The organism is Streptomyces sp. CB00316, assembly GCF_001905595.1.
Lineage (GTDB): Bacteria > Actinomycetota > Actinomycetes > Streptomycetales > Streptomycetaceae > Streptomyces.
Genome location: NZ_LIXI01000010.1, coordinates 171,647 through 191,498, shown reverse-complemented (window position 1 = coordinate 191,498; position 19,852 = coordinate 171,647). Strand labels below are relative to the sequence as shown.

Below are 19,852 nucleotides of genomic sequence, written 5' to 3'. Positions count from 1 at the left end.
GGTTAGAAGTACCCCTCGCGCTTGCGGTCTTCCATCGCGGCCTCGGACATCTTGTCGTCCGCGCGGGTCGCGCCCCGCTCGGTGAGCCGGGAGGCGGCGATCTCGGTGATCACGGCCTCCAGCGTGGTGGCGTCGGAGTCGACGGCACCGGTGCAGGACATGTCGCCGACCGTGCGGTAGCGCACCAGACGGGTCTCGGTGGCCTCGTGCTCCTTGGGCCCGCCCCAGCCGCCCGCCGTCAGCCACATGCCGCTGCGGGAGAAGACCTCGCGCTCATGGGCGAAGTAGATCTCCGGGAGCTCGATGCCCTCGCGCTCGATGTACTGCCAGACGTCCAGCTCGGTCCAGTTGGAGATCGGGAAGACCCTCACGTGCTCACCGGGGGCGTGCCGCCCGTTGTAGAGCTGCCACAGCTCGGGGCGCTGGCGGCGCGGGTCCCACTGCGAGAACTCGTCGCGCAGCGAGAACACCCGCTCCTTGGCGCGCGCCTTCTCCTCGTCGCGCCGCCCGCCGCCGAACACCGCGTCGAAGCGGTGCTGCTGGATCGCCTCGGTGAGCGGGACGGTCTGGAGCGGGTTGCGGGTACCGTCAGGGCGCTCGCGGAGCTTCCCCGCGTCGATGTACTCCTGCACGGAGGCGACGTGCAGTCGCAGGCCGTGCTTCTTCACCGTGCGGTCGCGGTACTCCAGGACCTCGGGGAAGTTGTGCCCGGTGTCCACGTGCAGCAGCGTGAACGGCACGGGCGCCGGCGCGAACGCCTTGAGTGCCAGGTGCAGCATCACGATGGAGTCCTTGCCGCCGGAGAACAGGATCACCGGCCGCTCGAACTCCCCCGCCACCTCACGGAAGATGTGGACCGCCTCCGACTCCAGGGAGTCCAGGTGGCTGAGCGCGTACGGATTGACCGTGCCTTCCGGCACGCTGGTGACGGTGCTCACGCCAGGCCCCTCTCGGTGAGCAGCGCGTGGAGCGCCGCCGCTGACTCCTGCACGGTCTGCTGGTGCGACTCGATCCGCAGGTCGGGCGATTCGGGCGCCTCGTAGGGGTCGTCGACCCCGGTGAGCCCGCTGATCTCGCCCGCCGCCTGCTTGGCGTAAAGACCCTTCACGTCCCGTACGGAGCACACCTCGACGGGCGTCGCGACGTGCACCTCCAGGTAGGTGGTGGACTCGGCGGCGTGCCGCTTGCGGACCGCCTCGCGGCTGTCGGCGAAGGGGGCGATGACGGGGACCAGCACCTTCACGCCGTTGGCGGCGAGGAGTTCGGCGACGAAGCCGATCCGGGCCACGTTGGTGTGCCGGTCCTCGCGGGAGAAGCCGAGCCCCTTGGAGAGGAACTCCCGGATCTCGTCGCCGTCGAGCACCTCCACCTTGTGGCCCTCGGTCCGCAGCCGGCCCGCCAGCTCGTACGCGATGGTGGTCTTGCCCGCGCTCGGCAGACCGGTCAGCCAGATCGTGGCTCCCGTCTCCGTCACGCTCATCGAACTCTCCTGATCAGTCGTCATCAGCCGTGCAGCCCGCATTCGGTCTTGCCGCGGCCGGCCCAGCGGCCGGCCCGTGCGTCCTCGCCCTCCAGCACCCGGCGGGTGCAGGGCGCGCAGCCGACGGAGGCGTAACCGTCCATCAGCAGCGGGTTGGTGAGCACCCCGTGCTCGGCGACGTAGGCGTCCACGTCGTCCTGGGTCCAGCGGGCGATGGGGGAGACCTTCACCTTGCGGCGCTTGGCGTCCCAGCCCACGACCGGGGTGTCGGCCCGGGTCGGGGACTCGTCGCGGCGCAGCCCCGTCGCCCACGCTGCGTACGCGGTCAGGCCGTCCTCCAACGGCTTGACCTTGCGCAGCGCGCAGCACAGGTCGGGGTCGCGGTCGTGCAGCTTCTCGCCGTGCTCCGCGTCCTGCTCGGCCACCGTCTTCCGGGGGGTGATCGTGATGACGTTGACGTCCATCACCGCGTCCACCGCGTCCCGGGTCCCGATGGTCTCGGGGAAGTGGTAGCCGGTGTCCAGGAAGACCACGTCGACGCCTGGCATCACCCGCGAAGCCAGATGCGCGACCACGGCGTCCTCCATGGAGGAGGTGACGCAGAAGCGCGGCCCGAAGGTGTCGGTCGCCCACTTCAGGATCTCTGCGGCCGAGGCGTCCTCCAGCTCCCGGCCCGCGCTCTCGGCCAGCTTCTGGAGCTCGCTGTCCGTCAGCTCGTCGCTCAGCAGAGTGTCCGTCATATCCGGCCTCCTTCACCGTCGTTGCGCTGCACGCCGCGGGTCAGCAGACCGAGGAACTTCAGCTGGAACGCACGGTTGCAGGAGGCACATTCCCAGGCGCCGTGGCCGGTCTCGTTGGGACGCAGGTCCTCGTCGCCGCAGTACGGGCAGTAGAACGGGGCGGCTCGCTCGCTCATGACAGCGACTCCGCACTGGCGCGCGCCGCCCAGGTCGCGAAGCGCTCGCCGTCCTCGCGCTCCTCCTGGAACCGGCCGAGCACCCGCTCGACGTAGTCCGGCAAGTCGGCCGAGGTGACCTTCAGACCACGGACCTTGCGGCCGAAGCCGGCCTCCAGGCCGAGCGCGCCACCGAGGTGCACCTGGTAGCCCTCGACCTGCTCGCCGTTCTCGTCCAGCATCAACTGGCCCTTGAGACCGATGTCGGCGACCTGGATACGGGCGCAGGCGTTCGGGCAGCCGTTGATGTTGATGGTGATCGGGTGGTCGAACTCCGGGATGCGGCGCTCCAGTTCGTCGATGAGGGAGGCGCCGCGCGCCTTCGTCTCGACGATCGCCAGCTTGCAGAACTCGATGCCGGTGCAGGCCATCGTGCCGCGCCGGAACGGGGAGGGCGTGACCCGCAGGTCGAGCGCCTCCAGCCCGGCGACCAGGGACTCGACCTGCTCCTCGGTCACGTCCAGCACGATCATCTTCTGCTCGGCGGTGGTCCGCACCCGGCCGGAGCCGTGCTGGTCCGCCAGGTCGGCGATCTTGGTGAGCGTGGTTCCGTCGACCCGGCCCACCCGCGCGGCGAAGCCGACGTAGAAGCGGCCGTCCTTCTGCCGGTGCACGCCGAGGTGGTCGCGCCAGGTCTGGGCGGGCTGCTCGGGTGCGGGGCCGTCGACCAGCTTGCGCTGGAGGTAGTCGTCCTCCAGGACCTGGCGGAACTTCTCGGCGCCCCAGTCCGCGACGAGGAACTTCAGACGGGCGCGGGTGCGCAGCCGCCGGTATCCGTAGTCACGGAAGATCCCGATGACCCCGCCGTACACGTCGGCCACCTCGTCCAGCGGCACCCAGGCGCCGAGCCGGACCCCGAGCTTGGGGTTGGTGGAGAGGCCGCCGCCGACCCAGAGGTCGAAGCCGGGGCCGTGCTCCGGGTGGTTCACGCCGACGAACGCGATGTCGTTGATCTCGTGCGCCACGTCCAGCTGCGGCGAGCCGGAGACGGCGGACTTGAACTTGCGGGGCAGGTTGGAGAAGTCGGGGTTGCCGATGAAGCGGCGCTGGATCTCGTCGATCGCGGGGGTGCCGTCGATGATCTCGTTCTCGGCGATGCCCGCCACGGGAGAGCCGAGGATCACGCGGGGCGTGTCACCGCAGGCCTCGGTGGTGGAGAGGCCCACCTCTTCGAGGCGCCGCCAGATCTCCGGCACGTCCTCGATCCGGATCCAGTGGTACTGCACGTTCTGTCGGTCGGTGAGGTCGGCGGTCCCGCGCGCGAACTCCTGGGAGATCTCCCCGATCACCCGCAGCTGCTGCGTGGTCAGCCGTCCGCCGTCGATGCGGACGCGCAGCATGAAGAACTCGTCGTCCAGCTCCTCCGGCTCCAGCACAGCGGTCTTGCCGCCGTCGATTCCGGGCTTGCGCTGGGTGTACAGCCCCCACCAACGCATGCGTCCACGCAGGTCGTTGGGGTCGATGGAGTCGAAGCCGCGCTTGGAGTAGATCGTCTCAATACGTGTCCGTACGTTGAGACCGTCGTCGTCCTTCTTGAACTGCTCGTTCCCGTTGAGGGGGGTGTGGTGGCCCACGGCCCACTGACCCTCGCCACGGTGGCGTCCGGCCTTGCGGCGGGGCGTGGTGGTCGCAGGCTGTTCCGGGGTAGCGGCCATGACAGTACGTCCTTCGGGACTGCAGGAGGGCGGCTCTGAACGGCACACTCGCGCTGAGGCGCGGCGGTGCGCTGGTTCGGGCAGAGGTAAGAGGAGTGCGGCGGCGCTGGGACTCTCAGCCCGCCGGACAGATGGCGCTGGACATGCGGCAGAGGTCGACGTGGCGTCGACTCACCAAGGCAATTCCAGTTCCAGACATGACGGAAGCGTGTCACGCGGATCTCGGGGCAGTCCACCACTATCCACGATGTGGACGACTTGGTCTCGGAAGGTGAGACGTTGTGGTGCCGGTCACACATTGCATCCGTGGTATTGGGGACAAATCGCCCCGGGGTGGGGCCGGTGAGGGCCCCGGTGAAGGGTTCGGGGGCACGATCAGGCGCCGTACGCTCCCGGCCACGGCCCCGGGGTCGCCACGTCCGGCTCCACCTCGGTCTTCGTGTCGAAGAGCCGGAAGCCCCGGCGCAGATAGTTGTCCATCGCGTACGGGCCGTCCTTCGAGCACGTGTGGAGCCACACCCGCTCCGTCGGCGGCCGCTCGGGCCATCGCTCCGCCAGGTCCCAGGCGCGCGCCACCCCGCACGACAGGAGGTGGCCGCCGATCCGCCGTCCCCGGAAGACCGGGATCAGCCCGAAGTACATGATCTCGACCACACCGCCGTCCTGCGCGTCCAGCTGGACGTACCCGGCCGGCGTCCCGTTCACGTACGCCACCCAGGTCTCCGCCCCGGGCCGCTGAAGCAGCTCCTGCCACTGGGCGTACGTCATCCCCAGCCGGTCGGTCCAGTGGATGTCGCCACCCACGGCGGAGTAGAGGAACCGGCTGAACTCCGGCAGCACCACCTCGGAGCGGACGATGCGCAGATCGCCCTCCGGTACGGCGGCGGGCCGCAGATCGGCGGGCGAGGTCTGTTCCAGCGACCAGATGGTGACCTCGATGGTCGCGTCGGTGGCGTCGGTCACCTCTATGGCCTGTGCGGGGCGCTGCGCGGGGTTGCTCATGGCGGCCAGAAAACCATGCCGCCGGCGGCCGGCGCACAGCGGGCCTGCCCATCGGTGCCGGTCAGGCCTGCACCGCACCCCGCCGCGCCCCCGTCACCACCGGCGCCTTCGAGTGCGGCAGCAGGTCGGCCGGGTGCTCCGGGTGGACGACCTCCACCTCCACCCCGTCTCCGAAGCGGTACGGGCGGTGCGCCAACACCTCCGCCAGATGGCGCCGCAGCCGCGAGATCTCGGCCCGGACCGTCACCGTCCGGGTCGCGTCCCCGAAGAGGTCCTGCGCCAGCTCGGAGGCGCTGCGCCCCTCCCGGTGCACCGCCAGCGCGTACAGCAGCTCCGCGTGGCGCGGCGAGAGCCGCTGTGTCGAGGTGCCCAGAGGTCCCATCAGGTGCACCGCGAGCGCCCGCGGCCGGCTCAGGTCGAGCACCGCCCGGCGCGGCGCCCCCTCGGCCGTACTGTCCGACACCTGCACCAGCCAGCCGCCGGGCAGCGGCTCCACCCGGCACATGCCGAGCGAGGGCAGCCACACCCTCCCCGCCACCAGCGACTTCGGCAGCGGCAGACGGTCCACCGGCGGCATCCCCGTCACCGCCGCCAGCCACCCGTGCGTGTCCACCGCCAGCGCACGCCCCCCGAGCCGGCACAGGATCGGCGCAGCCACCGCGCGCAGCCGCTCGATCGTCACCAGGTGACGGGTGCGGATCTCCCCCTCGGCGAGCCGCGCCACCGAGTCCACCAGGGCCAGCGTCGCCGGATGGAAGGTGGAGGCGGGGCCGCTGATGTCGACGATCCCCACCAGCCGCCCGTCCCGGGGGTCGCGTACCGGGGCCGCCGCGCAGGTCCAGTTGTGCAAAGCCCGGATGAAGTGCTCGGCCGAGTGGACCTGGACGGGCGCGCGGGCGGCCAGCGCCGTACCGATCGCGTTCGTCCCCGTCGCCCCCTCCGCCCAGGCCGCCCCCTCCTCCAGGCAGATGTCGTGCGCCCGGTGGAGCACCCCGGAGTTGCCCTGTCGCCACAGCACCCGGCCCTCCACGTCCGTGACCACCATGATCTGCTGCGCGGCGTCGGCGATGGACGCGAGCCCCGCCCGCAGCAGCGGCATCACCTCCCCGAGGGCCGTGCTGTGCCGCCGGTGCTCGATCTCCTCCGCCTCCAGCAGCTCGCTCTCCGGCGACTGCTCGGGGTCGATACCGCTGCGTACCACCCGCTCCCAGGAGGCGTCGATCTCCGCGCGCGGGGCGACCGAGGACCGATCGCCCGCCAGCCGGGCCTCCCTGGCCCGGTGGAGCAGCCGGGTCGCGCGGTCCGCCTCCTGGCCGATCACCCGCACCACTCCGGAAGAACTCGTCCGACTCATGGTCCCCCCCTTGTTCCCCCGGAACACTCCGCCCCATCCTGCCGCTGCCCGGACGTACCCACCGCGCAGTCCACACAATGGTTGCAACCCTTTGCAACTCTGGCGATGCCCCACCAGAACGTACGAGAGTGGCAGCGTGCCGGTCGCCGGGCCCGTGCCCGGCGACCGGCACGGTTCAAGCATGGAGGGTGGTGCCGTGTCGGCGCAGCACCACCCTCCGTCGCTTGCCCCGGGCCCCTACTCGGCGACCGGCCGGGCCCGCGCCACCACCGAGGCCAGGTCCAGGCTGTGCGGCAGCGTCCCGAACGCCGCGCCCCAGTCCCCGCCCAGGCGCGAGGCGCAGAACGCGTCGGAGACCTCCGGCCGCGCCCACCGCACCAGCAGCGAACCCTGGAGCACCAGCGCCATCCGCTCCACCAGCCGCCGGGCCCGCGCCTCGATCCCCTCCAGGTCCGCCAACTCGGTCAGCAGGTCCTTGATGGCCGAGTCCAGCCGGTGATCGGCGCCGCGCGCCTTCCCGACCTCCCGCAGGAACGCGTCCAGCGCCTGCGGCTCCCGCTGGAGCGCCCGCAGCACGTCCAGCGCCTGTACGTTGCCCGAGCCCTCCCAGATCGAGTTGAGCGGCGCCTCACGCAGCAGCCGCGGCATCCCCGACTCCTCCACGTACCCGTTGCCGCCCAGGCACTCCAGCGCCTCGCCGACGACCGGGGTGCAGCGCTTGGTGACCCAGTACTTCGCGGCGGGCACCGCGATCCGCAGGAACGCCCGCTCCTCCTCGGTGTCCGTGTCGTACGCCGCCGCCAGCCGCATCGCCAGGACGGTCGCCGCCTCCGACTCCAGCGCCAGATCGGCCAGGACGTTGCGCATCAGCGGCTTGTCGATCAGCAGCCCGCCGAACGCGCTGCGGTAGGTGCTGTGGTGGATCGCCTGCGCCACCGCCTGCCGCATCAGCGCCGCCGAACCCACCACGCAGTCCAGCCGGGTGGCCGCCACCATCTCGATGATGGTGCGCACCCCGCGCCCCTCCTCGCCGACCCGGCGGGCCCAGGTCCCGTCGAACTCGACCTCGCTGGAGGCGTTGGACTTGTTGCCCAGCTTGTCCTTCAGCCGCTGGATCGCGAACACGTTGCGCGTGCCGTCGGGCAGAACACGCGGCACCAGGAAGCACGTCAGCCCGCCCGGCGCCTGCGCCAGCACGAGAAACCCGTCCGACATCGGCGCCGAACAGAACCACTTGTGCCCGGTGAGCAGATACTCACCCTCCCCGGAGACGGGCTCCGCCCGCGTGGTGTTGGTCCGTACGTCGGTGCCGCCCTGCTTCTCCGTCATGCCCATCCCGAAGAGCACCCCGGCCTTCTCCCGTGCGGGCCGCAGCCCCTCCTCGTAGACGTACGAGGTCAGCCGCGGCTCCCACTCGGCGGCCAGCACCGGGTCGGTCCGCAGCGCGGGCACCGCGGCGTGCGTCATCGAGAGCGGGCAGCCGTGCCCCGCCTCCGCCTGCGTCCAGACCAGGAACCCGGCCGCACGCCGGACATGACCGGCCGGCCGGCCCCAGGCGTCGGTCAGCCCGGCGGCGACCGCGTGGCCCAGGAGCCGGTGCCAGGACGGATGGAACTCCACTTCGTCGATCCGGTGCCCGTACCGGTCATGGGTGCGCAGAACGGGCGGATGTTCGTTGGCCTGCGCACCCCACTCCTGTGCCTGCGCCGATCCCGCGGACCGGCCGAGCGTCCCGAGTTCCTCCCGCGCTGCGGGCAGGACGCCCGGTTCGATGTGCCGCTCGACGGCCTCGGACAGGGCCCGGTCCGCGGCGAAGACGTCATAGCCGACCAGCGGCGGAACCTGATTGGTCACTGTGTGGGTGGTGGCTGCCATGCCGATACGGTAAGGAGGTGCAGGCAGCAAATGAAACACCCGAGCGGCCACCGGGCCGACTCCACCGGGCCCGAGTCCTCTACCGCAACGTCTCCAAGCGGCGGATGGCATGGCAGTTGCTCAAGGACACCGTCAACTCGTGCATCGAGTACCGGATCCTCGGGCTGGCGGCCGAGGCGGCCTTCTTCACCCTGCTCTCCCTGCCGCCGCTGCTGCTCGGCATGATCGGGCTGCTCGGTTACGTCGACGAGTGGACGACCACCACCACGGTCGCCTCCATCGAGCGCAACATCCTCTCGGCCTCGCAGACCGTGCTCTCCGAGCGCGGGGTCAACGACTTCGCCAAACCGCTGCTGGCCGACGTCACCACCGGCGCCCGCCCCGACATCATCTCCATCGGCTTCGCCATCGCCCTGTGGTCCGGCTCCCGCGCGGTGAACGTCTTCATCGACACCATCACCGTCATGTACGGCCTCGACGGCCACCGCGGCATCGTCAAGACCCGCCTGCTCGCCTTCCTGCTGTACGTCGTCGCCCTGCTGCTGGGCGCGGTGGTGCTGCCGCTGCTCGTCGTCGGCCCCGACCGGGTGGTCGAGTTCGTGCCCTGGGGCACCGAGGTCATCGCCGTCCTCTACTGGCCGCTGGTGATACTGCTGACGATCGCGTTCCTCACGACGCTCTACCACGTGTCCGTCCCCGTCCGTTCGCCCTGGATCGAGGACGTCCCCGGGGCGCTCGTGGCGCTCGGGATGTGGGTGGTCGGCAGCTTCCTGCTCCGGATCTACCTCACGAACACGGTCGAAGGCCCCACGATCTACGGCTCCTTGGCGGCGCCCATCGCCGTCCTGCTCTGGATCGGTATCTCCGCTTTCGCCGTCCTCGTCGGCGCCGCGGTCAACGCGGCCATCGACCATGTGTGGCCCTCGCTCGCCACCGCCGCCGCCCGCGAGGCCACCGAACGCGTCCGGGCCGCGCAGGCCGCTGAGTTCGTCGCCCGGACCCGCCCGTCCGTCCGGGACAGCGGGGACGACGACGAGGACGAGGACGACGGCCCGGCGTACATGCCCTCGGAGTTCCCCGAGCGCTGGTCCCGCTTCCTGCCGCCCGACGACGTGAAGTCGCGGCTCCAGTCGACATGGGAGAAGGAGCCGAAGGGACCCAAGGAGCCGAAAGAGGCCAAGGCCAAGGAGCCCGGCCAGCCCCGGGACGACTCCGGGCCGCCGTCCTCCTGAACCTGTTCCCACCCCTCCGCGCTAGCGTGGAGACATGCCCCAGGCGCAGGAGCACGTACGGGAGCAGAAGCAGGAGCGGCACCGCTACCGGGAACGGCCCTCCCGGCTGCCCGGTGCGGTCGTCTGGACCTGGGACGCCCCCGCCCGCCCGCCGCGGGATCCCCACTCGGTGCTGCCCGACGGCTGCATGGACCTGATCTGGACCGGCGGCCGCATCGTCGTCGCCGGGCCGGACACCCACGCCTTCGAGGTGGAACCGCAGAACCGGGTCTCCTGCGCCGCGGTCCGGTTCGCCCCCGGCACCGCACCCGTACTCCTCGGCGTACCGGCGTCACTGCTGCGCGACCGACGGGCCGACCTGGCCGAGCTCTGGCCTTCGGCGGCCGTACGCCGGCTCACCGACCGGTTCGAGGGGGCCACCGACCCCGCAGCGGCCCTGGAACGGTTCGCCCTGGACCGGATCGCCGACACCGGGCCCCCGGACCCCCGGACGGTCGCCGTCGCCGAGGGGCTGCGCCGAGGCCGGTCCGTCGCGGCGACGGCGGCGGACGCCGGGCTCGGCGCCCGCCAGCTCCACCGCCGGTCCCTGGCCGCCTTCGGCTACGGCCCCAAGACGCTGGCCCGCGTGCTGCGCCTCCAGCGCGCCCTGGAGTTCATCCGCACCGGCCTCCCGTACGCCGAAGCGGCCTCGGCGGCGGGCTGCACCGACCAGGCCCACCTCGCCCGCGAGATGCGCGACCTGGCCGGAACGACCCTCGGGGCCTACTTCTCGGCGGGCGGAGCAGGAGAAGCGGAGGCCGCGGCGAAGAGCGAGACCCCGCAGCCGTCCGGGTCCAGCACCACCGCGTAGCGCTGCCCCCACACCGCGTCCCACGGCTTCAGGTGCCCCGCGTACCCGGCACCGGTGAGCTCCGCGTACAGGGCGTCCACCTCCGCCGGGCTGTCACAGACGAACGCCAGCCCCAGCCGCTCGCCGCCCGCCGGGCGCTCCCAGCTCGGGTCGAACGAGAGGATGACGTCCTCGGTGTCCCACAGCAGCCGCTGCCCGCCCGGCAGGACCACCTCCACATGCGGGGCGGACTCCGCCCCGGCCGGGATGTCGAGGCCGAGCCTGCGGTAGAAGGCGAGCGAGGCCGCCAGGTCGGCCGTGATGATGCTGATCGCGTCGAGTCGTGGAGTCATGGGACGACCGTAGCCATCGGGCCTCCCCACGGTCTTGTACGAATCGGACGCGCGTCCGCCAGAGGTCACCCCCAGCAGTCGTCGACCGAAGTCCCCGCCTCGGTCAGCGCGAGCCCCAGATCCGCCCGCTCGGTCACCCACCGCGTCGGCCGGTGGCGCGGGTCGCCCGTCGTCGCGTGCAGCGCCCGCTGGAGCTCCAGCAGCCGGGGAGCCCCGATCCGCTCGCCCCAGGCCAGCGGCCCGGCCGGATAGCCGAGCCCGGTCGTCACCGCCAGGTCGATGTCGGCCGGGGTGGCGAGGAGGCGCTCCGCGATCGAGGCACCCACCGCGACGATCGACGACAGCAGCCTCTGCGCGACGGATCCCGCCGTGTCCCGCACCACCGTCACGGCGTACGGCTCGTCGTCGCCCGCCGCCCGCGCCAGCACCGCCCGGGCGTCCCGGGCCGCCGCCGGACCGGTGGCGGCCGTCACCGCCAGGACCCGCCGCCGCCCGGCCGCGGGCAGCACCTCCACGCCCACCGTCCGCTCCGGCGGCAGCCCGCCCGCCCGGATCGCACCGGACACCGTGGTGCCCCAGACCGGCACCAGCACCAGCGCCTCGGCGGAGGGCCCGTCGCCCCGCTCGACCCGGACCCCGGCCGCCTCCAGCGCACCGGCGAGGGCCTCCACGTACGACGCGATCTCCGCGGACCCGCTCGCGGCCAGGAACACCGGCCGGTCGCCCATCCCGGCCACCGCCGGTTCCGGCGCGGGCGCGCCGGCGCCCTCGCCGTACGCGTACCAGCCCTGCCCCGTCTTGCGGCCGTGCAGCCCGGCCACCACCCGGTTCGGGGTGAGGTAGGACGGGCGCAGCCGGTCCTCGTACCGGAAGCCCTGCCAGATCGAGTCGATCACCGCGGCAGTGACGTCGAGCCCGGTGAGGTCCATCAGCTCGAACGGGCCCATCCGCAGCCCCAGCACGTCCCGCGCGATCCGGTCGATCTCCGCCGGCCCCGCCACCGACTCCTCCAGCAGCGCGAGCGCCTCAGTCACCAGCCCGCGCCCCGCGTGGTTGACCAGAAAGCCGGGGGTGTCGGCCACCGTCACCGCCCGGTGCCCGCACCCCTCCACCAGCTCGGTCAGCGCGGCCGGGATCTCCGGGCGGGTCGCCGCGCCCGGCACCACCTCCACGATCCGCATCAGCGGCACCGGGTTGAAGAAGTGCAGCCCGGCCAGGCGCGAGGGGTCCTGGAGGGTCGCCGCGATCCGGGTCACCGACAGGGACGAGGTGTTGGTCGCGAAGACGGCGGAGGAGGGCAGCGCCCGCTCCAGCTTCCCGAACACCTCGGCCTTGGTCTCCAGGTCCTCCCGTACGGCCTCGATGACCAGCTCCACGTCCGGCCCGGCCGCCCACGGGTCGGCCAGCGGCACCAGCCGCGCCACGGACGAGTCCCGGTCGGCGACGGACATCCGGCCCTTGGCCACCGCCCGGTCCAGCATCGAGACGACGAACTCCACGGCGTCCGTCACCGCTTCGGCCCGTACGTCGCCCAGCTCCACGGTGTGTCCCGCGCTCGCCGCCCACTGGGCGATGCCGCGGCCCATGGCCCCGGCTCCGACGATCCTGATACGCATGGCAGTTGGGCCCTTCCGGCGGAGATGGTGATGAAGAGGGTGTCAGCGGAGGTAGACGCGGTGCGGGTCGACATCGTCGCGCAGGAGCCGCAGCTCCGCATCCGTGGGCGGCTCCACCGTCGTCACCGTGTCGGCCACCTTCAGCTCCCAGCCGGTCGCGGCCCGCACCTGCCCGACGGTGACCCCGGGGTGCACAGCGACCAGCCGCAGTTCGTCGCCGACGCCGTCACGGGCGAGGATGCCCAACTCGGTGATGACCCGGGTGACGCCGGTGCCGAGCGGGCGGATGCCGTCCGCGAGCGCCCGGTCGGGGCCGGGCGTGGTGCAGAAGTCGAGGGTGCCGGCGAAGGAGCGCGGGGTGTGGCGGCGCATCACGACGAAGACCTCCCGGGCGTTGGCCATCACCTCGACCGCGCCCCCGGAGCCCGGCAACCGCACCGACGGGCGCTCCCACTCCCCGATCACCGAGGTGTTGAGGTTGCCCCACCGGTCGATCTGCGCGGCGCCCAGGAAGCCGACGTCGATGTGGCCGCCCTGGAGCACGGAGCCGAACAGCGCGGGCATCGTCAGCACCGCCTCGGCACCCGTGATCAGCACGGCGTCCGCGATGGTCTCCGGCAGACGGGACGGATGAGCCCCGCAGACCCCCGACTCGTACACCGCCTCGATCTCCGGCGCGACGGTCAGATGCGCCAGCTCGGCGGCGAGCGTCGGCAGCCCGATGCCCGCGAACACGGTCCGGCGGCCCGCCAGTTCGCGGGCGGCGACGACGGAGAGCAGCTCCGACGAGGTGACGGCCCCCGTGGTCTGCGTACACTCCTCGCTCACAGCCGCCTCCCGTAGTTCACCGGCTCGCTCAGCGCCTCGCCGATCGCGAGCCCGGACCAGAACTCCTCGCCGAGCTTCGCCACGTACGCCGCGTGGTCGGTGGTTCCGTACACCCACTCCTCCAGCCACTCCCGCAACCGCACCGGGTCCTTGCTGATCGCGGACCAGGCCCGGTAGAAGGCGTTGTCCCGGTCGTAGTAGCCCTGCGCGAACGAGGGATGCGCCCCGCGCGGGCAGAGGACCACCGCGTCGACCGCGTGCGCGGGGACGAGGGTGCGGTTCGGGTCCGCGCGCACCACCTCGTCCGCCACCAGCTCCTCCACCACCACGACCGCCTTCTCCGCCGCGTACACCGCCTCGGCCTGGATGCCGGTCACCCCCCAGATCTGCGTGTTGCCCCGGCGGTCGGCACGCTGGGCGTGGATGAACGTCACGTCCGGGTTGACGGGCGGCACGACGTAGATCTGCTCGGTGGTTCCATCGGCAGCCGGGTAGGGCGAAGTGACTTTACGCATACCGGGGTTGACCGACGGGAGGTCGCTGCCCGCGTACGAGCGCAGCGGGTGGAACGGCAGCCGCTGCGCACCGGCGAGGTAGCGGCAGACCATCCCGTAGTGGCTGTACTCCTCGAACGCCAGCGGCTCGGGGTCGGCGTGCTCGATACGCCGCCGCAGCTCACCGAGCGAACCGGCGGAGGAGTTCCCCACGAAGGAGGAGACCAGCCGCGTCACGCACCCCGCGGCCAGCATCTGGTCCACCACGATGTCCGCCGTCATCCGGACGACCGTGAGATCCCGGCGGCCCTGCCGGATGATCTCGTGCCCGGCGGCGGTCGGGATGAGATGGGTGAACCCTTCGAGGCTCACGGTGTCCCCGTCGTGGACGAAGGAGGCGACGGCCTCCCTCATCGACATGACCTTGCCGGCCGTCCGGTCCACGCTTCTCCTCATCGTCCGCCTACGCGGGCCCCACGGTGCCAGCGCCCATTGATGGCTGTCCAATACCGAATTAAGGTCGGATCAAGACGCAGGGCATATCAATGACGCGAGGGGTGTCCCCATGGAAGTGCGCCACCTGAACGCCTTCCTCGCCGTGGCCGAGGAGCTGCACTTCGGCCGGGCCGCCAAGCGGCTCCAGATGGCCCAGCCGCCGCTGAGCCAGCAGATCCGCCAGCTGGAGAGGGAGCTCGGCGTCCAGCTCTTCCACCGCAACACCCGCTCCGTCCGGCTCACCAGCGCGGGGGAGTCCTTCCTCGGACCCGTACGGACCGTCCTCGACGACCTGGACACCGCCGTGCGGGCCGCCAGATCGGCGGGGATCGGCGAGTACGGCCGGATCACCATCGGCTTCGCCGGGGCCTCCAGCCACGAGACGCTGCCCCAGCTCACCCGTGCCGTGCGCGCCGCCCACCCCGGGCTCGAACTCGTCATGACCGGCCAGACGTACGCCAACACCGCCCTCTCCCGGGTCGCCGACGGCTCGCTCGACCTCGGCTTCGTCCGGCTGCCGGTCACCCGGCCCGGCGTCGCCCACCGCGTGATCGACGAGGAGGAGCTGGTCTGCGCCCTGCCCTCCGACCACCCGCTCGCTCGGCGGGAGGCCGTACCCCTCGACGTACTCGCCGGCGAACCGTTCGTCTCCTTCCCCGCCAACTCCGGCTCCACCGTCCGCGACGCCATGACCGAGGCATGCGAGAGCGCCGGGTTCACCCCGCGCGTCGTCCAGGAAGCCCCCGACTCGTACACGATCCTCGCCCTGGTCGCCGCCGGGGTCGGCGTCACCCTCACGGTCACCTCCGTCCAGCACATCCAGCAGAACGGCCTGGTCTACCGCCCTCTCGCCGGTCCTCCCATCCGCCTCCGCGCTGCTCTCGCCTGGCGCGCCGACAACCCCTCCGCCGCCCTGCGCGCGGTACTCGCGGTGGCGGAGGACGCCCTGCCGACGCCCGTGCCTCACGCCGATTGAGACGCTGAGCCTCTCAACCAGGCACGCATTCGATATTGGACCGACTCAGCGCCGCAATGCGAAGGTCACTACCACCGCACGCCCGCACCCGCGCCTACCGCCACCGCCACCGCCCTCAGGACAGGAAAGGCCCCGCCGTGCCGCTCGAAGTCGTCATCTGCGAACCGCTGCGCACCCCCATCGGCCGCTTCGGCGGAGCGTTCGCGCAGCAGACACCGGCCTCGCTCGCCGCGCACGTCATCGCCGAGGTCGTCGCCCGCACGGGCATCGACCCCGACCGGGTCGACGAGGTGATCCTCGGCCACGCCTATCCGTCCAGCGAGGCCCCCGCCATCGGCCGGGTCGCCGCCCTGGACGCCGGGCTGCCCACCACCGTCACCGGCACCCAGATCGACCGCCGCTGCGGCTCCGGGCTCCAGGCGGTCCTGGACGCGGCCATGCAGATCACGACCGGGTTCAGCGAGGTCGTGATCGCCGGCGGGGTCGACGTCATGAGCGCCGCGCCTTACTACACCCACGACGGACGCTGGGGCATCAAGGGCCCCGGCCTCCAGCTCCACGACTCCCTCGCCCGGGGCCGGGTCACCGCCGGAGGTGTCCACCACCCGGTCCCCGGCGGCATGATCGAGACCGCCGAGAACCTGCGCCGGGAGTACGGGATCAGCCGCGCCGACCAGGACGCCCTGGCCCTGCGCTCCCAGCAACGGGCGGTCACCGCCACCGCCGAGGGCCGGTACGCGGCGGAGACCGTCCCCGTCACCGTACGCACCCGCAAGGGCGAAACGACCGTTACCGTCGACGAGCACCCCCGCCCCGACACCACCGCCGAACAGCTCGCCGCGCTGCGCCCGGTGATGGCCGAGTCCGACCCGGAGGCCACGGTCACGGCGGGCAACGCCAGCGGCCAGAACGACGCGGCCGCCGCCTGCCTGGTCACCAGCGCCGAGACCGCCGAACGCCTCGGCCTCACACCGCTCGTCCGCCTCGTCTCCTGCGCTCGCGCCGGCGTCCCCGCCGCCACGATGGGCATCGCCCCCGTCGCCGCCACCCGTACGGCACTGGACCGGGCCGGCCTCACCCTCGCCGACCTCGACCTGATCGAGCTGAACGAGGCGTTCGCCGCCCAGGTCCTCGCCTGCACCCGGGAGCTGGGCCTCGGCGAGAAGGACCACGAACAGCGGATCAACGTCAATGGCTCGGGCATCTCGCTCGGCCACCCGGTCGGCGCCACCGGGGCCCGCATCCTCGCCACGCTCACCCGCGAACTCCATCGCCGCGAGGGCCGCTACGGCCTGGAGACGATGTGCATCGGCGGCGGCCAGGCACTCGCCGCCGTCTTCGAACGGGTCACGCCGTGACGCCGGCCCCTGGCTGCTCGTACAGGTAGTGCCGCGTCCCGGCCAGCACCCCACGGAACCAGCTGTCCACGTCCTCCCGCTCCCATGGCCGACCGGTCGGGGGTCTCCTCCGCCTGGGCCCGCCCGGCCCAGGCGGAGGCCCAGCTCGCGTACGTACGGCCCCGGAACGGCGTCCGCATCCGAGGTGACGGGCTCTCCCCGCAGATACCGCATCGCCCCGACGCTCGCGCGCAACGACCGCCACAGCAGGCTCCAGTTGCACGGCGTCAGGGGGAGGGCCGGCGGGCCAGTTCCCGCGTCGAGCGCCCGTCCGGCTCGAGCGCGGAGAAGGTCCGGCCGGACAGTCCCCGCTGTCCGGCCGGACCTCGTTCCTGCGGCGGGTGGGTATCAGTCCCGCGCGTTACGGGTGCGGCGCATCAGCACCGTCCCGCCCAGCAGCAGCGCGGCGCTCGCGCCTGCCGCCAGGCCGAGACCGGCCGCACCGGTGTCGGCCAGGCCCGGGGTCTCGGAGCCGGGGGTGTGCGTGCCCGGAGTGTTCGGCCCGGGGGTGTTCGACCCGGGCGTGTCGGTGGGCGGCTGCTCGGCCGGGGGCTCCTCGACCGGCGGCTCGTCGACGGGGGGCTCCTGGGTCGGCGGCTCGTCGACCGGAGGCTCCTCGGTGGGCGGCTCCTCGGTCGGGGGCTCCTCCGTGGGCGGCTCTTCGGTGGGGGGCTCCTCGGTCGGCGGCTCCTCGACCGGCGGCTCGGTGGGCGGGTAGTCGTCCTTCGGGCCGCTCACGTTCGCGCACTTGTTGCCGAAGACCGGGTTGAGCGCACCGACCACGTTCACGGTGTTGCCGCACACGTTCAACGGCACGTGGACCGGGGCCTGGACGAGGTTGCCCGAGAGCACCCCGGGGGAGCCGACGGCCGCGCCCTCGGCGCCGGCACCGCCCGTGCCGTTCCCGCCCTGACCGTTCCCGTAACCGTCGTCGTGGCCGCTGGAGCTCACGTTCGCGCAGGAGTTGCCGAACGCGGGGTTCAACAGGGCGATCACATTGACGGTGTTGCCGCACGCGTTGACCGGGATGTGCACCGGCACCTGCACGGCATTCCCCGAACCGACCCCCGGCGAACCGACGGCAGCGCCCTCGGCCGACGCGTCGGCGTGCGCGGAACCGCCGGCCGCGGCCAGGAGGCCCGACGCGGCTGCCATGACGATCATGCTTTTATTCAAGGCCTGTCGCATTATTTGCCCTTCCTTAGGACATTCGCGAAACATTCGCGTGGGTGCTTCGCGCGGAGCCGTCGGGTGGTGCCGCTGTTGTGACGGATACCCGGATCCCCGCGGGAAGCCATGGTGAAAGTCGATACACGCGCGCTGGACGATTGCCCTAACGATCGAAGACCGGGCGGGAAACTCGGGGCGGCGTGGAAAATGTGTAATCACCCGAACGGATGGATTGGGTGAACCGTCCCCTGACCCCACCGCTGTTGAAGGGAAACGATTCAGCCCCAACTTTCCGTTCGATGAACGGTGTTGACCTCGCCGGGGGCGGTGCGGTGATGGGTGCGGGGTGAGGGGGCGGTCGGCGCAGGTCGACCCGTTCGGGCGAGCGCGCAAGGCGCCGCGTACGCAGTTTCTTCACGAACAGATGGTCGTGCGAACAGAGGCAGTGTTGGGGCGCGCGCAGGCATGGGCCGGTCGCACTCCCGCGCAGTGCGCCCCCGTGCCCGGCATTCGGGTGAACGCGCGGAACCAAACCGCAGGCGCCGAGTTGATCAGGGCGCTCCGCTACGGGGCGACCGGTACGAGAAGGGTTAATCGTGATCAAGAAGGTTCTGGCTACGGGCGCTGTCGCTGCCTCCATCCTCGGGCTCGGCTCGACGCAGGCCATGGCGATCGCCAACGATGGCGGCACCACGACGGTCAACGGCAACGGCGCTTCGCAGTCGTACGGCAACTCCGAGACCCACGGTGACTGGAGCCCGCAGTTCGCGCTGATCCAGGGCTCGCTGAACAAGCCCTGCATCGCGCTGCCGGCCAAGGCGAACCTCGGTTCGCTCGTGGGCCTCGTGCCGATCACGGTCCAGGACATCAACGTCCTGTCCTCCCCGCAGAACCAGCAGTGCACCGAGAACTCCACCCAGGCCAAGGGTGACGAGGCTCTGTCGCACATCCTGGAGGACATCCCGATCCTCTCCGGCAACGGTGCCGGCAACGGCTGATCCGCAGCCGCTCTACTCGGGCCCGGGCCATCGGCGTTCCTCCACCGAGCGGCCCGGGCTCGTCGTTCTTCCGGGAATGCGGCATCGTATCTTCAGCTTTTCCCGCCGTATTCCCTGTCGCACGTCCTGTCGCACGTCCGACGGGTGTTGCGGCATTCGGGCGGAGATCCGGGAATCTTCTCGTCGAACAGTTTCGATCCCGGGCGTTCATCGTTACGTAGGACAGCGCCGGAGTCGCGAGCGATCAGTACCGGCTCGGGCGGTCACGACAGTCGTGACCGCACATGGCTCCGCCGAGGAAAGGGACAAAAAAGTGAAGTACACCAAGGTTGCCGCAGTCGCCGCCGGAACGCTCATGGCGATGGGTGCCGCTGCGCCGGCCATGGCCGACTCGGGTGCCGAGGCCATCGCCGTGGGCTCCCCGGGCGTGCTGTCCGGCAACATCGTGCAGGTCCCGGTGCACATCCCGGTCAACGTCTGCGGTAACACCGTCAACGTGATCGGCCTGCTCAACCCGGCCTTCGGTAACACCTGCATCAACGCGTGAGTATCTGACCGGCCGGGCCCCGCGCCCGGAACCGGTCGGCCCCGGGACGGCATCGCCCGCCCGGGGCCTTCGCTCTGCCCGCCGGAATTCCTCGCAGCCCCGGCGGGAGAAAGTCGCACGGGCGCAGTTTCCCGCACGCGGCCTGTTCGTTATCCCTGAGGAAAGCGGCAGAAGTCACAGGTAAAGAAAGCTTGTGTGCGGCACGGAGACGTGACCGAAGCAGACGCCGCGCAGAAGGGAACCAGAAAAGTGAAGTACGCGAAGACCGCCGCACTCGTTGTCGGTTCCGTGGCTGCCCTTGGAACGGCCGCTCCCGCCTTCGCCGTTACCACCCCCACGGCCCCCAGCTTCAGCCTTGACAGCGGCCTCAACCAGGTGATGGCCAGTGCCCCGCAGGTCGTGGACCCGCTGGTGGGCGCGGCCGCCGAGGCCGCCGAGACCGTCGCCGAGGACGGCACGGTCGGCAAGCTGGCGGGCGAGGCGACCCAGGTGGCCGAGAGTGCGGCTCCGCTGCTCGGCGGAGTTCCCCTCGGCCGTTGACCGCCGCAGGACAGTCGTTCCCCCTGGTTCCTTCACCGATCCGCATCACACCCCAG

20 protein-coding genes and 1 pseudogene are annotated in these 19,852 nt (G+C 71.7%); 7 read left to right on the top strand and 14 right to left on the bottom strand.

Going from position 1 to position 19,852, the window contains the following annotated elements:
* Positions 1 to 2 precede the first annotated feature (2 nt).
* The 9 genes and pseudogenes from cysD to AMK21_RS26230 all read right to left on the bottom strand — a co-directional run bounded on the left by cysD (position 3) and on the right by AMK21_RS26230 (position 8,321).
* On the bottom strand, positions 3 to 938 hold the full coding sequence (gene cysD / locus AMK21_RS26265) for a sulfate adenylyltransferase subunit CysD (RefSeq protein ID WP_073881671.1): 936 nt from the start codon (positions 936 to 938) through the stop codon (positions 3 to 5).
* Positions 935 to 1,480 carry an adenylyl-sulfate kinase gene (gene cysC / locus AMK21_RS26260; protein WP_234422053.1) on the bottom strand — a complete coding sequence of 182 codons (546 nt, stop codon included), beginning with the start codon at positions 1,478 to 1,480 and terminating at the stop codon, positions 935 to 937. Before cysC ends, cysD begins: the two co-directional genes overlap by 4 nt.
* 23 nt (positions 1,481 to 1,503) lie before the next feature.
* Entirely contained in the window at positions 1,504 to 2,220 is a 717-nt protein-coding gene (locus tag AMK21_RS26255) for a phosphoadenylyl-sulfate reductase (protein ID WP_073881669.1), read from the bottom strand.
* Positions 2,217 to 2,396, bottom strand: a complete 180-nt coding sequence (locus AMK21_RS26250; RefSeq protein WP_073881668.1) for a hypothetical protein — start codon at positions 2,394 to 2,396, stop codon at positions 2,217 to 2,219. The genes AMK21_RS26255 and AMK21_RS26250 overlap by 4 nt, the downstream gene beginning before the upstream one ends.
* Positions 2,393 to 4,090: a nitrite/sulfite reductase gene (locus AMK21_RS26245; RefSeq protein ID WP_073881667.1), complete on the bottom strand. Its 1,698-nt coding sequence runs from the start codon at positions 4,088 to 4,090 to the stop codon at positions 2,393 to 2,395. Before AMK21_RS26245 ends, AMK21_RS26250 begins: the two co-directional genes overlap by 4 nt.
* Before the next feature lie 115 nt (positions 4,091 to 4,205).
* Positions 4,206 to 4,277: pseudogene (locus AMK21_RS36945) on the bottom strand (putative leader peptide); the annotation flags it as partial.
* Between the two features lie 188 nt (positions 4,278 to 4,465).
* The gene (locus tag AMK21_RS26240; RefSeq protein WP_073881666.1) at positions 4,466 to 5,092 is read right to left on the bottom strand and encodes a GNAT family N-acetyltransferase; all 627 of its coding nucleotides are present in this window, start codon (positions 5,090 to 5,092) and stop codon (positions 4,466 to 4,468) included.
* Positions 5,093 to 5,153: 61 nt separating this feature from the next.
* On the bottom strand, positions 5,154 to 6,446 hold the full coding sequence (locus AMK21_RS26235) for a helix-turn-helix domain-containing protein (RefSeq protein WP_073881780.1): 1,293 nt from the start codon (positions 6,444 to 6,446) through the stop codon (positions 5,154 to 5,156).
* A gap of 237 nt (positions 6,447 to 6,683) precedes the next feature.
* Positions 6,684 to 8,321, bottom strand: a complete 1,638-nt coding sequence (locus tag AMK21_RS26230; RefSeq protein WP_073881665.1) for an acyl-CoA dehydrogenase family protein — start codon at positions 8,319 to 8,321, stop codon at positions 6,684 to 6,686.
* A gap of 17 nt (positions 8,322 to 8,338) precedes the next feature.
* On the opposite strand from AMK21_RS26230, the gene AMK21_RS26225 reads away from it, so the two are divergent.
* Complete coding sequence (locus AMK21_RS26225; RefSeq protein ID WP_199863291.1) at positions 8,339 to 9,553, top strand: YihY/virulence factor BrkB family protein; 1,215 nt, start codon at positions 8,339 to 8,341, stop codon at positions 9,551 to 9,553.
* Positions 9,554 to 9,587: 34 nt separating this feature from the next.
* The gene (locus tag AMK21_RS26220; RefSeq protein ID WP_073881663.1) at positions 9,588 to 10,403 is read left to right on the top strand and encodes a DUF6597 domain-containing transcriptional factor; all 816 of its coding nucleotides are present in this window, start codon (positions 9,588 to 9,590) and stop codon (positions 10,401 to 10,403) included.
* Here the strand turns inward: AMK21_RS26220 and AMK21_RS26215 are convergent.
* From AMK21_RS26215 to AMK21_RS26200, 4 genes are all read right to left on the bottom strand, one after another.
* Positions 10,316 to 10,735, bottom strand: coding sequence for a VOC family protein (locus AMK21_RS26215; protein WP_073881662.1), 420 nt, complete (start codon positions 10,733 to 10,735; stop codon positions 10,316 to 10,318). The two genes, AMK21_RS26220 and AMK21_RS26215, sit on opposite strands and share 88 nt — an antisense overlap.
* Before the next feature lie 65 nt (positions 10,736 to 10,800).
* Positions 10,801 to 12,351: a 3-hydroxyacyl-CoA dehydrogenase gene (locus AMK21_RS26210; protein WP_073881661.1), complete on the bottom strand. Its 1,551-nt coding sequence runs from the start codon at positions 12,349 to 12,351 to the stop codon at positions 10,801 to 10,803.
* 42 nt (positions 12,352 to 12,393) lie between these two features.
* Positions 12,394 to 13,179, bottom strand: a complete 786-nt coding sequence (locus AMK21_RS26205) for a CoA-transferase subunit beta (protein ID WP_073881660.1) — start codon at positions 13,177 to 13,179, stop codon at positions 12,394 to 12,396.
* Complete coding sequence (locus AMK21_RS26200; RefSeq protein WP_107429995.1) at positions 13,176 to 14,129, bottom strand: CoA transferase subunit A; 954 nt, start codon at positions 14,127 to 14,129, stop codon at positions 13,176 to 13,178. Before AMK21_RS26200 ends, AMK21_RS26205 begins: the two co-directional genes overlap by 4 nt.
* 109 nt (positions 14,130 to 14,238) lie before the next feature.
* Here AMK21_RS26200 and AMK21_RS26195 point away from each other — a divergent pair, with 109 nt between their 5' ends.
* Together AMK21_RS26195 and AMK21_RS26190 are read left to right on the top strand one after the other, a co-directional pair.
* Entirely contained in the window at positions 14,239 to 15,144 is a 906-nt protein-coding gene (locus AMK21_RS26195) for a LysR family transcriptional regulator (RefSeq protein WP_073881658.1), read from the top strand.
* Between the two features lie 137 nt (positions 15,145 to 15,281).
* Positions 15,282 to 16,502 (top strand): acetyl-CoA C-acetyltransferase, encoded by a 1,221-nt coding sequence (locus AMK21_RS26190; RefSeq protein WP_073881657.1) that lies wholly within the window; start codon positions 15,282 to 15,284, stop codon positions 16,500 to 16,502.
* 387 nt (positions 16,503 to 16,889) lie between these two features.
* Here the strand turns inward: AMK21_RS26190 and AMK21_RS36940 are convergent, their stop codons facing one another.
* Entirely contained in the window at positions 16,890 to 17,729 is an 840-nt protein-coding gene (locus tag AMK21_RS36940) for a chaplin (RefSeq protein WP_073881656.1), read from the bottom strand.
* Positions 17,730 to 18,307: 578 nt separating this feature from the next.
* On the opposite strand from AMK21_RS36940, the gene AMK21_RS26180 reads away from it, so the two are divergent.
* From AMK21_RS26180 to AMK21_RS26170, 3 genes are all read left to right on the top strand, one after another.
* Positions 18,308 to 18,709 carry a rodlin gene (locus AMK21_RS26180; protein WP_073881655.1) on the top strand — a complete coding sequence of 134 codons (402 nt, stop codon included), beginning with the start codon at positions 18,308 to 18,310 and terminating at the stop codon, positions 18,707 to 18,709.
* A gap of 313 nt (positions 18,710 to 19,022) precedes the next feature.
* Positions 19,023 to 19,256: a chaplin gene (locus AMK21_RS26175; protein WP_073881654.1), complete on the top strand. Its 234-nt coding sequence runs from the start codon at positions 19,023 to 19,025 to the stop codon at positions 19,254 to 19,256.
* A 249-nt stretch (positions 19,257 to 19,505) separates the two neighbouring features.
* Complete coding sequence (locus tag AMK21_RS26170; RefSeq protein ID WP_073881653.1) at positions 19,506 to 19,796, top strand: hypothetical protein; 291 nt, start codon at positions 19,506 to 19,508, stop codon at positions 19,794 to 19,796.
* The last annotated feature ends 56 nt before the right edge of the window (positions 19,797 to 19,852 follow it).

What these genes read in the sequence shown, in the direction of transcription:
- AMK21_RS26240 (WP_073881666.1), bottom strand. Translation starts at nt 5,092, where the DNA reads ATGAGCAACCCCGCGCAGCGCCCCGCACAGGCCATAGAGGTGACCGAC.
- AMK21_RS26220 (WP_073881663.1), top strand. Translation starts at nt 9,588, where the DNA reads ATGCCCCAGGCGCAGGAGCACGTACGGGAGCAGAAGCAGGAGCGGCAC.
- AMK21_RS26200 (WP_107429995.1), bottom strand. Translation starts at nt 14,129, where the DNA reads ATGAGGAGAAGCGTGGACCGGACGGCCGGCAAGGTCATGTCGATGAGG.
- AMK21_RS26215 (WP_073881662.1), bottom strand. Translation starts at nt 10,735, where the DNA reads ATGACTCCACGACTCGACGCGATCAGCATCATCACGGCCGACCTGGCG.
- AMK21_RS26255 (WP_073881669.1), bottom strand. Translation starts at nt 2,220, where the DNA reads ATGACGGACACTCTGCTGAGCGACGAGCTGACGGACAGCGAGCTCCAG.
- AMK21_RS36940 (WP_073881656.1), bottom strand. Translation starts at nt 17,729, where the DNA reads ATGCGACAGGCCTTGAATAAAAGCATGATCGTCATGGCAGCCGCGTCG.
- AMK21_RS26250 (WP_073881668.1), bottom strand. Translation starts at nt 2,396, where the DNA reads ATGAGCGAGCGAGCCGCCCCGTTCTACTGCCCGTACTGCGGCGACGAG.
- cysC (WP_234422053.1), bottom strand. Translation starts at nt 1,480, where the DNA reads ATGAGCGTGACGGAGACGGGAGCCACGATCTGGCTGACCGGTCTGCCG.
- AMK21_RS26195 (WP_073881658.1), top strand. Translation starts at nt 14,239, where the DNA reads ATGGAAGTGCGCCACCTGAACGCCTTCCTCGCCGTGGCCGAGGAGCTG.
- AMK21_RS26210 (WP_073881661.1), bottom strand. Translation starts at nt 12,351, where the DNA reads ATGCGTATCAGGATCGTCGGAGCCGGGGCCATGGGCCGCGGCATCGCC.
- AMK21_RS26235 (WP_073881780.1), bottom strand. Translation starts at nt 6,446, where the DNA reads ATGAGTCGGACGAGTTCTTCCGGAGTGGTGCGGGTGATCGGCCAGGAG.
- AMK21_RS26245 (WP_073881667.1), bottom strand. Translation starts at nt 4,090, where the DNA reads ATGGCCGCTACCCCGGAACAGCCTGCGACCACCACGCCCCGCCGCAAG.
- AMK21_RS26230 (WP_073881665.1), bottom strand. Translation starts at nt 8,321, where the DNA reads ATGGCAGCCACCACCCACACAGTGACCAATCAGGTTCCGCCGCTGGTC.